Below are 12,217 nucleotides of genomic sequence, written 5' to 3' on the forward strand. Positions count from 1 at the left end.
CATCTAATTCCATTCAATGACATTCAGTGGAATGGGCCAGGAATACACCCGAAGCGACACACTCATTACGACCATGGCTAACAATCATCGCAATATGGGCGATCAATCGCGATCCACCGCGTCCTCGATGCAGGCGGTCACCGAGGCGTGGATGGAATCCGGGAAACACTTCTCGAACAGCGTCGGCCACCTGTACAAGGGGTTTTTCGAAGCGAACCCGTTCTTCCCCGCCGTCGCCAACGGTGAGAGCGGAAAGCGCCAGCCTGCGGAGACGCCCGAGCAGCGTACTCGACGCCGGAGTGGGACGTCGAGCGCACGACGGACGTCCCGGGGAAGTCTCCGTCGGCGACACCGTCCGGTTCACGAAGCAACTGACCGAGGAGGAAGTCGCACAGTTCGCCCGCGTCAGCGGCGACACGAACCGGCTCCACCTCGATCCGGAGTTCGCCGAGGAGACGCGGTTCGGCCGGCAGATCGTCCACGGGACGCTCGTCTCGGGACTCATCAGCGCCGCACTCGCGCGCCTCCCCGGCGGTATGACGGTGTATCTCTCCCAGGACCTGCAGTTTCTCCAGCCCGTCGACGTCGGCGAGACGGTGACCGCCGTCTGCGAGGTCGTCGAAGACCTTGGCGACGGCCGTTACCGGCTCACGACCGTCGTCGAGAACGAGGCGGGCGACGCAGTCATCGACGGCGAGGCCATCGTCCTCATCGACGGCCGGGCCGAGGAAGAGGCCTAAACCGGTTCGAACCGGTAGCCGTCCCACTCCTGGCTCTCGGGTTCGCGGATGCCCGCTCCGGGTTCGCGGAGTTCGTCCACGTAGACCGGTCGGATCTTGTCGCCGATCTCGATCTCCTCTGTCGTCACCTGACCGATGGCGCGAACGGGCTCGCCGTCGACGTCGAACTCGACGATGGCGAGCGTGTTCGGCGCGCGCACGCCCGGCGGCGTCGCCGTGCTCCTCGTCCACGTGACGACCTCGGCCGTGTACTCGCTCAGATCGACCGTGTCGACCGGTTCGCTGCCGTCCGGCCCGATGTCGTGGCCGGGGTAGGTGATGCTCCCGTCAGAGTAGCGGTATGCTTCCATCATGCTTGCTCCAGTATGGTGGTGATGACGCAGTTGCCGAAGCCGCCCACGTTACAGGTCAGACCGACCTCGGCGTCGACCTGCCGGGGGCCGGCCTCGCCCTGCAGTTGTTCGTAGATTTCGACCGCCTGTGCGACGCCGCTGGCACCGAGCGGATGACCTTTCGACTTCAGACCGCCCGAGGTGTTGATCGGCAACTCGCCGTCGCGGTCGGTGACTCCTCCTCGACTGCCTTCCATCCCTCGCCCTTCTCGAAGAAGCCGAGGTCCTCGCTCTGGAGGAACTCGAGGATGGTGAACATGTCGTGGAGTTCGGCCACGTCGATGTCGTCGGGACCGTAGCCCGACATCTCGTAGGCCTGGTCGCTCGATTCGACGACGCCGCGCATCGTCGTCGGGTCCGCGCGTTCGTGGACGACGTGCGTGTCCGTCGCACCGCCGACGCCGGAGACGAGCACGTAGTCGTCGGCGTACTCCTTGGCGACGGACTCGGGACAGAACATCAGCGCCGCGCTGCCGTCGGTGATGGGACAGAAGTCGTACAGTCGCAGGGGGTCTGCGACGATCGGCGACTCCAGCACCGTCTCCAGATCCACCTCCTTCTGGAACTGCGCTTTGGGGTTGTCCACGCCGTTCTTGTGGTTCTTGACGGCGACTTTGCCGAGGCTCTCGCGGGGCGCGTCGTACGTATCGAGGTAGAGTCGCGCCGTCAGGCCGGCGAAACTCGGCAGGGTGACGCCCTGTTTGTACTCTACCGGATGCGTGAGCGACGCGATGACGTCCGTCGCCTCGGCCGTCGTCTTGTGGGTCATCTTCTCGCCGCCGACGAGCAACGTCATGTCGCTCGACCCGCTCGCGACCGACTGCCACGCGTGGTAGACGCCCGCGCTGCCGCTCGAACTCGTCTGGTCGATGCGGGCCGTGTACGCCGGCACCGCCGAGAGGTCGTGAGCGAGGGCGTTCGGGACGCCGGTCTGTCCTTCGAACTCTCCGCTGGCCATGTTCGAGACGTACAGATGCTCGACAGCGTCGGGCGCGACGCCCGCGTCGTCGAGACACGCCGTCCCTGCCTCCGCGAGCAACTCGCGGACCCAGCTGTCTCGCTGGCCGAACTGGGTCATCGAAGCGCCGATTATCGCTACGTTCTCCATAATCCAAGCGCGTATTCCTCCGCTTTACCGTTTACCCTTGCGGCACGACAGCTCCCGGACGGCGGAGCCACCCACTGCCGCTCGTCGGTTGTCACAACCGTTATCCCGACCGGCGATACAGTGGCCGCTATGGAACTCGAACGCGCCGCGCCGATCGCCGGCATCGCCGGCTGCCTCGCGGTCGTGCTCACGTTCGCCGCGCCCTACGTAGCCGCGTCGGGCTGGGGGCCGAACTCGGGCGGTACTACGCCGCCGGCCCCGTCGGTGTGACGGCCGTCGTCTTTTTCGCCCTCCTTGGTGTCGTCGTCTTTCTCGCGGCGGTTCGAGGTCGCACGGATCCCGACGTCGCCGCCGGTCTCGCGCTCGTCCTCGGCGTCGCCATGGTCGCCGTCGCCGTCGCGTGGGCCTCGACCGTCTCCCTCGACGCCGTCTACGGCTACCCCGGGTCGTGGATCACCGACCACCGCTGGTATCTCGTCGCCTCGACGGCCGTCGTCGGCGTCGCCGCCGCCGTCTACGCCCGTGCCGTCGTCTGAGAGCCATCGTGCGATTTCGTGAAAAGTCGAAAGGCCCTTATGAGCCAACGGAGTAGGATGGAGTGGACTAGGTCGGGCAGTTAGGCCCTGCTCGTTACCCGCGATATGGTCTTTAGCGGGGACCGAACTCGGGGGCGTCCGGTCAGACCGGTGCGGGCCCCGGGAGCCAACGTAGAAACCTCGTCCTTCGGGGACAGCGGTTCGTGGTACGCGTCCGCAGGGACGCCCCGCCACGATTCGTCGGTGGTACCCCGCCAGGCGCGGAAGCGAGCAGCGGACCGCCGAACGTGCGTCGCTCGAAGGGCCGCGGGGTGGAGGAGGCAACCGGGATTCCCCGCGCCGGAACGCCGGGCAAACCCGCCGTCCACATTCATACTTCGAACAGTAGACTGGCCAGCGACGGCGCTATCGGACCAGTTCCGCTTCGACGTCGGCGTCCGTAACGGCGTCGGCACTCGGCCGGGCCGTCGATTCCCGGATTTCGCGTTCGACATCCTGTCGTCCGCGCCTGAACTCCCCCATCGCCTGACCCGACGACCGCGCCAGTTTGGGGACCTTGTTCGCCCCGAACAACAGGACCACGATGAGGAGGACGACCATCAGCTCGATGCCGCCGGGGATTCCCGGAAACAGAAGTACGTGTACCATGAACGCCACCCCGTACGCTTCCCCATTATATCAATCTCTCTATGATATCTTTGTTCAGTGACAGGTGGCTCACGAAGTGGGCTTAGTCTCCCGATTTTCGGAAATATACGCCGTCCGTAGCGGCCCGTACGGAGTCCATACCTATACGATATGAAACGTTCTGCGTCCTTGCTAACACTCGCGCTTCGAGTTTCCGCCACTAGTCGTGCCGGAAACACCGCCGGCCGGTGAACGCCATCGCCATCCCGTGTTCGTTCGCCGCTTCGACGACGTCGTCGTCGTTCACCGACCCGCCGGGCTGGACGACCGCTTCGATGCCCGCCTCCGCCGCCTCCTCGATGCCGTCCGGGAACGGGAAGAAGGCGTCCGAGGCCATGACCGCGCCCTCGGCGTCCTTGCCTTCGGCGTGTTCGTCGGCTTTCATGGCCGCGAGACGGACGGCGTCGACGCGGCTGACCTGCCCCATGCCGATGCCCACCGTCTCCGTCCCGTCGGCGAGGAGGATGCCGTTGGATTTGACGTGTTTGAGGACGCGCCAGGCGAACAGCATCGTCTCCAGCTGCTCGTCGGTGGGTTCGCGTTCGGTGACGACTTCGAGGTCGTCGACGTCGGGTGCCCACAGGTCGCGTTCCTGGACGAGTCGGCCGCCGACCAGCGGCTTCTCGGTCAGCGGCTCCGTCCGATCGCCGAGTTCGCCGACCGAGAGCACCCGGAGGTTCTTCTCCCCGTCAGGACGTCGAGGGCGTCGTCGGTGTAGCCCGGGGCGACGACGACTTCCTTGAACGAGTCGACGACGAGTTCGGCGGTGTCGGCGTCGCACGCGCGGTTGAGGGCGACGATGCCGCCGAACGCGCTCATCGGGTCCGTCGCGAGCGCCCGGTCGTACGCCGCCGCGAGGGTGTCGGCGGTGGCGCAGCCGGCGGGGTTGGTGTGTTTGATGACCGCCGCCGCGGGGTCGTCGAACTCCTTGATGAGGTTCAGGGCACCGTCGGCGTCGTTGTAGTTGTTGTACGAGAGCGCCTTCGCCCCCTCGTTCAACTGGTCGGCGTGGACGACGCTCGCCTCGTCGCAGGTGGCGTCTCGGTAGACTGCGGCGTCCTGATGCGGGTTCTCGCCGTAGCGGAGTTCGTCGGCCTTGTCGTCCGAGAGGACGCGCCGGTCGGGGAACGCCCCGCCGGCGTCGCCGTCGACGGTGACGGTGTCGCCCTCGACTGTGACGGCCCCGTCGGCGAACCAGCGGACCGCTCGCGGGTACGCTCGGAACTCCCCTCGTAGAGGATGCGGTCCTGCAGGTCCTCGCGGGTGTCGCCCTCGTAGACGGGGACGGCTTCCTGCGTGACGACGGGGCCGCCGTCGACGTCCGCCTCGACGACGTTGGCCTCGTCGTCGGTGGCGTCGGTGACGACGTGGACAGTACATCCGGACACCGCGACGCCGGTGTCGAGGGCGTCGCCCCACGCGTCCGTCCCCGGGAACGAGGGGAGGAGAGAGGGGTGGACGTTCAGCGTCGTCGGCATCGAATCGAGGAACGTCTCCGAGAGGATGCGCATGTAGCCGTCGAGACAGACCAGGTCGAAGTCGTACGCGTCGAGGGCGTCGACGACTCGCCGTTCGTGGGCCGCCCGGCTCTCGCTTTCCTCGCGAACGACCGTCTCCGTCGGTACGCCGCGCTTTTCCGCCTCCTCGACGACGGGCGCGTCCGCGGCGTTCGTGAGGACGACGGCGAGTTCGACGTCGCCGGGAGACAGGTCGGCGATGTGCATCAGGTTCCGGCCGCGATTCGAGGCCATGCCGGCTAGCTTCATAGTCGGTGTCGCGCACGCCACTCTCAAATGTATTGTGTTCGCCGCGACCTCGATATACACGAGTGTGGCTATATCCCCCGCGTAGGCGATCATATTCGACTCTGATATGCACGGACGTGGCTTCGGACCGACACGCTCTTGGGGACAGTCGCCGCAGTCGGAGACATGACCGACCGTGGCTCCCTGCACGCCGTCTCACCGCTGGACGGTCGCTACGCGCGTTACACCGAGCCGCTCGTGCCGTACGCGAGCGAAGGCGCGCTCATGCGCGCCCGCGTCCGCGTCGAAGTCGAATACCTGCTCGCGCTCGCCGACCTCGACGCGACGCCCGTCGCCGTCGACCCCGACGAACGCGCCTCGCTTCGTGCCTGCTACGAGGAGTTCGACGCCGACGACGCCGACCTGATCAAGCGCCTCGAAACCGAGGGCGCTCGGGGCTTCGCGGCGACTAACCACGACGTCAAGGCCGTCGAGTATTTCGTCCGCACGGAGTGTGAGCAGTCGCTCCACCCGTGGATCCATTTCGGCCTCACGAGCGAGGACGTGAACAACCTCGCCCACCGACTGCTCGTCAAACCGGCCGTCGAGGACGTCCTCCTCCCCGCTATCGCGGACGTGCGCGACGAGCTCGCGACCCTCGCGCGCGACTACCGCGACACGCCCATGCTCGCGCGCACGCACGGCCAACCCGCGACGCCGACGACGTTCGGCAAGGAGATGGCCGTCGTCGCCGCCCGCCTCGGCCGGGCGATGGGTCGCGTCCGCGACGCCGCCGACGGGCTCTCGGGCAAACTCGCGGGCGCGAGCGGAACCTACGCGGCCCACGTCGCCGCCTACCCCGACGTGGACTGGCGCGCGTTCGCCCGCGAGTTCGTCACCAGTCTCGGCCTCGACCACACGCCCCTCGCCACGCAGGTCAACCCCTGTGACGACCTGGCCACCCTGTTCGACGCTCTCCGCGGCGTCAACAACGTCCTCCTCGATCTGGACCGCGACGCGTGGCTCTACGTCTCCGACCGCTATCTCGGGCAGGAAACGGTGGAAGGTGAGACGGGGTCGTCGACGATGCCCCACAAGGTCAACCCCATCGACTTCGAGAACAGCGAGGGCAACCTCTCGAAGGCCAATTCCGACCTCGTCTTTCTCGCCGATTACGTCACCACGTCCCGCCTCCAGCGCGACCTCTCGGATTCGACGGTGAAGCGGAACGTCGGGGCCGCGCTCGCGCACTGTCTCATCGGCTACCGGAAGGCCGAAATCGGCCTCGGAAAAGTCGTCCCGAACGGGACGGTCATGCGCGAGGAACTGGAAGCCAATCCCGAGATCATCGGCGAAGCGGTCCAGACCATCCTCCGGCGCGAGGGCGACACCGAGGCCTACGAACGCGTCAAGGCCCTCTCCCGCGGTCAGCGGACGACCCTCGACGACTTTCGTGACCTCTTTGCCGACCTCGACGTGGACGAGTCGGTGCGCGAGGAACTCCGGGCGTTGACGCCGGCGGACTACACGGGCGTCGCCGCCGATCTCGTCGACGACCTCTGAACCGCCGACGGCGTACGACGACCCCCGCGAACGGCGGCGGGCGCGCGTCGCAATCCATATCCGTCGGCCTCCCGTACGTAGGGATATGACGTTCCAGCCCGGAAACGAACTCGACCAGGAAGAGGTCCAGGAACGCGTCGACGAGGCCATCGACGCCAACGACGTGGTGCTCTTCATGAAAGGTAATCGGCTGATGCCCCAGTGTGGCTACTCACAGAAGGCCCTCGACCTCATCGGCCAGTACGTCTCGGAGTTCGAAACCATGGACGTCCTGCCCGCCTTGCCGGAGTACCGGGCCGCCCTCGAATCCCACAGCGGGTGGGAGACGATTCCCCAGACCTACGTCGACGGCGAGTTCGTCGGCGGGAGCGACGTCCTCGCCGAACTCGACGAGCGCGGCGAACTCGAAGCGACGCTCACGGACGACTGACCGTCGTGTCGTGACGATGAAGGAAAGAGTAGGTCATATAAGTACACGACCCGTACCACCAAGTAGACGGGTGCAGTCGCGCCACGTTCACCAGTAATTATGTCAGGCCGCGTATATCGACTCCATTCGACGCTGGAATTGCCACTCGAAGACGTCCAGACATACTTCGACGACGATCCGGAACTCCCTCGGAGATTCAAGACGTCGACGTCACTCGACGGAACAACACCCTCATCCTGAAAGCCGTCGCCGCCGACGGCAACCTCAGCAAGTACACGCCGACTGCGCAGTTGAAAGCGAGCGTCACCGAGACCCGCGTCTACGAGGAGGAACCGCCGCGCGCCGGCGGTCCGTGGGACGAAGAGGAAGAAGAGATTCCCTCCGAACTCGTCGAGTTCGCCTGTTTCAAAGGCGACCGCGAGACGGTGCTCCAGAACACCGCCCTCCAGTACCCGATGTTCGAGGTCCTCTGTGACATCGCGCTGCTGGCGGAGAAAGGCGCGCTGACCGCCATCGTCGAAGACGACGGCGATCTGAAGGCCCGCCGCATCGTCGAAGGGGAGGACCGACCGGCGTCTATCGAAGTCGTCGAGAACCCTCAGCACGACGGGAACGGCGGTAACGGCGTCAACTGGCGCGACAACAAGTTCATCAGCTAAGGTCGATTCTCGACGCTCGGCACCGTGGGTCGTTTTCCGGCAGTTCCTCCCGTAGAGTCCTCACTTCCGACGATCGGCCGCTCCGGGAACCGAAGCAGCTATTAGCAGTTCAAGGTTACATTCCTGACATTTCTGACCCCCGGTCACGGATTTCCGACTGGATGCGGGAATCACCGTTCACCGAGAAACTGAAGGTGACCGCCGCGACGATCGCCGTCGTCGGATTCCTTCGGCGAGCCGTCCTCTACGGCTTAGACGTGTTGATGGGGATTCTCGGGATCAGGGACCCACGTCGGCGAGCCTCGTCAGGGAGACACGAGAGACCATCTCGTCGATTCCCCGTCCGGTCCTGTGGCTCGCTGCAATCGGCGTTCGCGTGGCCCTGAAGCGGTTCCGTTCGGCGTCGTAACCGCCCCGACGCCAGCCGTCGGAACTCCAAAAACACTTTACGCCGCTAATTAGATCTAATTACACGATGAGCGAGGACTTCCCCGACTACCTCGACGTCGACTACACCGACGGCGAGGGCGAGACGCCCGAGACGTATCCGACGCTCGAAGACAAAATCGAGAAAGCGATCGAGGTGACGCGCATCGGTCTCGAACAGTACCGCAGTCCCGCGGTGATGTGGACCGGCGGCAAGGACTCGACGCTCACGCTCTATTTCATCAAGGAGGTGGCCGAGCAGTTCGGCTACGAACTCCCGCCCGCGGTCTTCATCGACCACTTCCAGCATTTCGACGCCATCCACGACTTCGTCGATCGCTGGGCCGACGAGTGGGGGTTGGACGTGATCTACGCCCGCAACGACGACGTCGGCGAGTACGTCGAGGAACACGGCCTCGAACCCGGTGACCAGATACCCGTCGCCGACCTCTCGGACCACAATCGGCACCACGTCCGCGAGATTCTGGAGTACGAGGACGACACGTTCCCGTTCCTGCTCGACACCTACGTCGGCAATCACCTCCTGAAGACCGTCGCCCTGAACGACGCCCTCGAAACCCACGACATCGACGGCGTCATCTCGGGCGTTCGGTGGGACGAACAGGAGGCCCGCGCCGACGAGACGTTCTTCAGTCCGCGCCACGACCCGGACATCTACCCGCCCCACGACCGCATCCAGCCCATCCTCCAGTTCGCCGAAGCCGACGTCTGGGACGCCTTCTGGAACTACGTCGTCCCCGACACCGTCGACGAGTTCCCGGACGACGGCTACGTGCCGACGGGCGCGGACGACCTGCCGAACGGCCTCACGCAGGAGGACGTCCCCGTGAGCCCCAAGTATTTCGCCGGGTTCCGGTCGCTCGGGAGCGAGATCAGCACCGAGAAGTCCGACGACGTGCCCGCGTGGCTGCAGGACCTCGACAACACCGTCGAACGCGCCGGCCGCGCGCAGGACAAAGAGGATCTGATGGAGCGCCTGCGCGACCTCGGCTACATGTAGTCACTCGGGGGACGGCGACTCGGCGTCGGAGAGATAGCCCGTGAGGTCGGTCGTCGTCACCATGCCGATGAGCCCCTCCGTCTCGTCGACGACGGGGAGGTGGTGAAAGCCGTGCGCGATCATCACGTCCGCCGCCTCCCGGGCGGTGTCCTGTGCGGTCACCGTGACGACGTCCGTGCTCATGTACGTCGAGACGGGCGTGCGGTCCTTGGGCTTGCGTTCGGCGACGATCCGGACGAAGTCCGTAGTCGTCAGGATCCCTTCGGTCTCGCCCGCCTCGTCCACGACGACGACCGATCCGATTTCGTTTTCCAGCATCTCCCGTGCCGCGTCCTCCACGAGCGTGTCCGGCGACACCGTGTAGATCGAGGTGGACATCAGTCGTGCGACGAAAACGTCTTCCATGGCAGTGAGTATCGTGGGCGTTCCATAAGGGTTGTCGTCGGCGACTTCTCGACCGTAGCCCGTAAACCCCCACACTGCGTACGGAGACCGATGACAGACGAGCGAGCGTGGGCGAGCCTCTTCTCCGGCGGCAAGGATTCGTCGTGGGCGCTCTACCGGGCGCTCGAACGCGATCTGAACGTGACTCGGCTGGTGACCGTTCATCCGGCCGGTGATTCCTACATGTTCCACGTCCCGGCGACGCGGCTGGCCCGCCTCGCCGCCGAGAGCGTCGGCATCGACCTCGTCGAAATCGAACCCGACGACTTCGAGGCCGGCGACGTGACGGATTCGGGCGCGCAGGGAGACGCCGAACTCGAACCGCTGGAGGCCGCCCTCCGGAATCTCGACGTCCCCCTCGCGGGCGTCACCGCCGGGGCCGTCGAGAGCGAGTACCAGACCTCCCGTATCGAGGCGATGTGCGACCGCCTCGGCGTCGACCTGTTCGCGCCGCTCTGGCAACGCGACCCGCGAACGCTCGCCGACGAGATGCTCGACGCCGGCTTCGAGATTACGATCGTTCAGGTGGCGGCGGCCGGTCTCGACGAGTCGTGGCTCGGCCGCACCCTCGACGCCGACGCCCTGTCTGACCTCGAAGCGCTCAACGAAACGTACGGCGTCCACCTCCTCGGCGAGGGGGCGAGTTCGAGACGCTGGTGACCGACGCGCCGCACATGGACCGCCCCATCGACCTCTCCTACGAGACGGTCTGGGAGGGAACGCGAGGATATCTCGACGTCACCGACGCCCGACTCGGATAGGTTCGTCGCGACCGATTCACTCCCCGTTGGTCACCGTCGAGTGCGCCCCGATGAGGGCGTCCGCGAGGTCGAGGTTTTCGAGCGTGGTCTCCTCGTCGACGATGGTCCGCCGGATGTCCGAGTTCCGGATGGTCACGTCGGGGAAGATCACGGAGTGATCGACCGTCGAGTCGACGATCTCCGCGCCGGTCATCACGTGGACGTTGTCGCCGAGCGTCGCGTTTTCGAGCGTGACGTCCGTCGCGACGTGCGCGTCGCCGTCGAGATACCACGCGACGGCGTCGAGGTAGCTCTCGGGCGTCCCGATGTCGAACCACGCGCCGTCGAAGGTGAACGCGTAGACATCTTCTCGCGGCTGGAGCCACTGGACGAACCAGCCGGGTTCGTCGGGATTCTCGCCGGCGTCGAGATACCGCTCGAACAGGGGGAGCGTCTCGGCGGGGAACGCGTAGCAGGCGATGGAGACGAGCGTGCTCTGGGGGTCGTCCGGTTTCTCCTGAAAGTCGACGACCCTGTCGTCGTCGAGTTGGACCAGGCCGTACGACCGGGCGCGGTCTTTCGATCCGACGTCGTAGGCGGCGATCGTCGGCGACGCTCTCGCCTCGAAGAAGTCGACGAAATCGGAGATGTCGAAACTGATGAGGTTGTCGCCGGCGACGACCACGAGATCCTCGGAGATGCCTTCGCGGTCGATGAGCTGGGCGAGCGCGCCGACGACGCCGAACTTCTCGGACTCCGCGGTGGTCTCCTCGACGGAGAGCGTCGGCTTCTCGAACGCGCTGTCGGAGAGGTACTCCTCGAACTCCTCCGCGAAGCGTTCGTTCGTGCTGACGAACACCTCGGAGATGCGCTCGTCGGCTTCGAGGTCCGCGAAGATGGTGTCGATGACGGTCTCCTCACCGACCGGGAGGAACATCTTGGGCCGATGTTTCGTTATCGGCCAGAGACGGGTCGCGTACCCCCGCAAGGACGATAGCCTTCATGACTGGCTCGACCCGCTACGTCGATAAGTTCTTTTTGCATCGGATGGAAAGCCGGATGATCCCTCACCCCCGAGGACACGTATGGAATCGACGACCCGACAGCGCCTCGCCGACGAACTCCGCGCGGAGGCGGCGACGGCGAGCGCGCTCGCGTCGACGGTCGGCGTCCCCGGAGCGTGGTCCTCGACCACCTCCGGCACGTCGCCCGGTCGCTCTCGGACGCCGACGAGCAGTTCCTCGTCGCGCCGCCGACCTGCCGCGAGTGTGGCTTCGACGGCTTCGACGACCCGATCAACGACCCGTCGCGCTGTCCCGACTGCAAGAGCGAACGCGTCGAAGAGCCCGCGTTCAAAATCGAGTGACTCGCGACGCCGGCCGCGGCGTCAGTCGTCGCCCGGCGCGTCACGGGGCGCGTCGGCTTCGAGGTGGCACGCGGCGGCCCGTAGCGGGTCGAAGGCGTCGTAGAGCGTCGCCGCCGCGGCCTCGTAGTCCTCCGACAGGAGCGAATCGAGCGCGGACGCCACCGCGCGCTCTGCGTCGCCGTCGGGCAAACGGTCCGGAACGCCGAACGCCTCGCGGACGCGCCGGCGGCGTTCGGCGGGCGTCCCGGCGTCTTCCTGCCGGCGTCGATCGCTCGAACGGTCTGCGGACCGTCGCCCCGCGCTCTCTCGCTCCGCGAGCAGCGCCGCCACCGACTGCGGGTCGTCGTTGCACTGGGCCGC

Annotated in this window: 10 protein-coding genes, 1 other RNA gene and 7 pseudogenes; 11 read left to right on the forward strand and 7 right to left on the reverse strand. The window is 66.0% G+C overall.

Annotated elements, in window-relative coordinates; all coding sequences use genetic code 11:
* Positions 1–94: 94 nt before the first annotated feature.
* A pseudogene (locus ACFQJD_RS05815) lies at positions 95–740 on the forward strand (MaoC family dehydratase).
* Here ACFQJD_RS05815 and ACFQJD_RS05820 read toward each other — a convergent pair.
* Positions 737–1,090 carry an OB-fold domain-containing protein gene (locus tag ACFQJD_RS05820; protein ID WP_379800416.1) on the reverse strand — a complete coding sequence of 118 codons (354 nt, stop codon included), beginning with the start codon at positions 1,088–1,090 and terminating at the stop codon, positions 737–739. The pseudogene ACFQJD_RS05815 and the gene ACFQJD_RS05820 overlap by 4 nt on opposite strands.
* Positions 1,090–2,240 (reverse strand): annotated as a pseudogene (locus ACFQJD_RS05825) (thiolase C-terminal domain-containing protein). The gene ACFQJD_RS05820 and the pseudogene ACFQJD_RS05825 overlap by 1 nt, the downstream one beginning before the upstream one ends.
* 129 nt (positions 2,241–2,369) lie before the next feature.
* Between ACFQJD_RS05825 and ACFQJD_RS05830 the strand changes: the two are divergent.
* The 3 genes from ACFQJD_RS05830 to ffs all read left to right on the forward strand — a co-directional run bounded on the left by ACFQJD_RS05830 (position 2,370) and on the right by ffs (position 3,146).
* Positions 2,370–2,510 carry a DUF7548 family protein gene (locus ACFQJD_RS05830; protein ID WP_379796805.1) on the forward strand — a complete coding sequence of 47 codons (141 nt, stop codon included), beginning with the start codon at positions 2,370–2,372 and terminating at the stop codon, positions 2,508–2,510.
* A complete protein-coding gene (locus tag ACFQJD_RS05835; protein WP_379796807.1) occupies positions 2,507–2,776 on the forward strand; it encodes a DUF7548 family protein in 270 nt (89 codons plus the stop codon). Before ACFQJD_RS05830 ends, ACFQJD_RS05835 begins: the two co-directional genes overlap by 4 nt.
* A gap of 60 nt (positions 2,777–2,836) precedes the next feature.
* An RNA gene (gene ffs, locus ACFQJD_RS05840) (signal recognition particle sRNA) lies at positions 2,837–3,146 on the forward strand.
* A gap of 35 nt (positions 3,147–3,181) precedes the next feature.
* Here ffs and ACFQJD_RS05845 read toward each other — a convergent pair.
* Together ACFQJD_RS05845 and purH are read right to left on the reverse strand one after the other, a co-directional pair.
* Positions 3,182–3,424 (reverse strand): Sec-independent protein translocase subunit TatA/TatB, encoded by a 243-nt coding sequence (locus tag ACFQJD_RS05845; RefSeq protein ID WP_379796809.1) that lies wholly within the window; start codon positions 3,422–3,424, stop codon positions 3,182–3,184.
* Positions 3,425–3,623: 199 nt separating this feature from the next.
* Positions 3,624–5,229, reverse strand: a pseudogene (gene purH / locus ACFQJD_RS05850) (bifunctional phosphoribosylaminoimidazolecarboxamide formyltransferase/IMP cyclohydrolase).
* Between the two features lie 165 nt (positions 5,230–5,394).
* On the opposite strand from purH, the gene purB reads away from it, so the two are divergent.
* The 5 genes and pseudogenes from purB to ACFQJD_RS05875 all read left to right on the forward strand — a co-directional run bounded on the left by purB (position 5,395) and on the right by ACFQJD_RS05875 (position 9,307).
* Entirely contained in the window at positions 5,395–6,771 is a 1,377-nt protein-coding gene (gene purB / locus ACFQJD_RS05855) for an adenylosuccinate lyase (RefSeq protein ID WP_379796811.1), read from the forward strand.
* Between the two features lie 85 nt (positions 6,772–6,856).
* The gene (locus ACFQJD_RS05860) at positions 6,857–7,201 is read left to right on the forward strand and encodes a glutaredoxin family protein (RefSeq protein ID WP_379796813.1); all 345 of its coding nucleotides are present in this window, start codon (positions 6,857–6,859) and stop codon (positions 7,199–7,201) included.
* A 99-nt stretch (positions 7,202–7,300) separates the two neighbouring features.
* Positions 7,301–7,860 (forward strand): annotated as a pseudogene (locus ACFQJD_RS05865) (hypothetical protein).
* A 161-nt stretch (positions 7,861–8,021) separates the two neighbouring features.
* Positions 8,022–8,246 (forward strand): hypothetical protein, encoded by a 225-nt coding sequence (locus tag ACFQJD_RS05870; RefSeq protein WP_379796815.1) that lies wholly within the window; start codon positions 8,022–8,024, stop codon positions 8,244–8,246.
* A gap of 89 nt (positions 8,247–8,335) precedes the next feature.
* The gene (locus ACFQJD_RS05875) at positions 8,336–9,307 is read left to right on the forward strand and encodes a phosphoadenosine phosphosulfate reductase family protein (protein WP_379796817.1); all 972 of its coding nucleotides are present in this window, start codon (positions 8,336–8,338) and stop codon (positions 9,305–9,307) included.
* Here the strand turns inward: ACFQJD_RS05875 and ACFQJD_RS05880 are convergent, their stop codons facing one another.
* A complete protein-coding gene (locus ACFQJD_RS05880) occupies positions 9,308–9,712 on the reverse strand; it encodes a CBS domain-containing protein (RefSeq protein ID WP_379796819.1) in 405 nt (134 codons plus the stop codon).
* A gap of 90 nt (positions 9,713–9,802) precedes the next feature.
* On the opposite strand from ACFQJD_RS05880, the pseudogene ACFQJD_RS05885 reads away from it, so the two are divergent.
* Positions 9,803–10,512, forward strand: a pseudogene (locus ACFQJD_RS05885) (diphthine--ammonia ligase).
* Positions 10,513–10,528: 16 nt separating this feature from the next.
* Here ACFQJD_RS05885 and ACFQJD_RS05890 read toward each other — a convergent pair.
* Positions 10,529–11,495: pseudogene (locus ACFQJD_RS05890) on the reverse strand (sugar phosphate nucleotidyltransferase).
* A gap of 81 nt (positions 11,496–11,576) precedes the next feature.
* Here ACFQJD_RS05890 and ACFQJD_RS05895 point away from each other — a divergent pair.
* Positions 11,577–11,857 (forward strand): annotated as a pseudogene (locus ACFQJD_RS05895) (transcriptional regulator).
* A gap of 21 nt (positions 11,858–11,878) precedes the next feature.
* Here the strand turns inward: ACFQJD_RS05895 and ACFQJD_RS05900 are convergent.
* Positions 11,879–12,187, reverse strand: a complete 309-nt coding sequence (locus ACFQJD_RS05900; RefSeq protein WP_379796821.1) for a hypothetical protein — start codon at positions 12,185–12,187, stop codon at positions 11,879–11,881.
* Positions 12,188–12,217: the final 30 nt, after the last annotated feature.

Origin of the sequence: Haloplanus sp. GCM10025708, assembly GCF_042663985.1 — an archaeon.
In the GTDB taxonomy this organism is placed as follows: Archaea; Halobacteriota; Halobacteria; order Halobacteriales; family Haloferacaceae; genus Salinirarus; species Salinirarus marinus.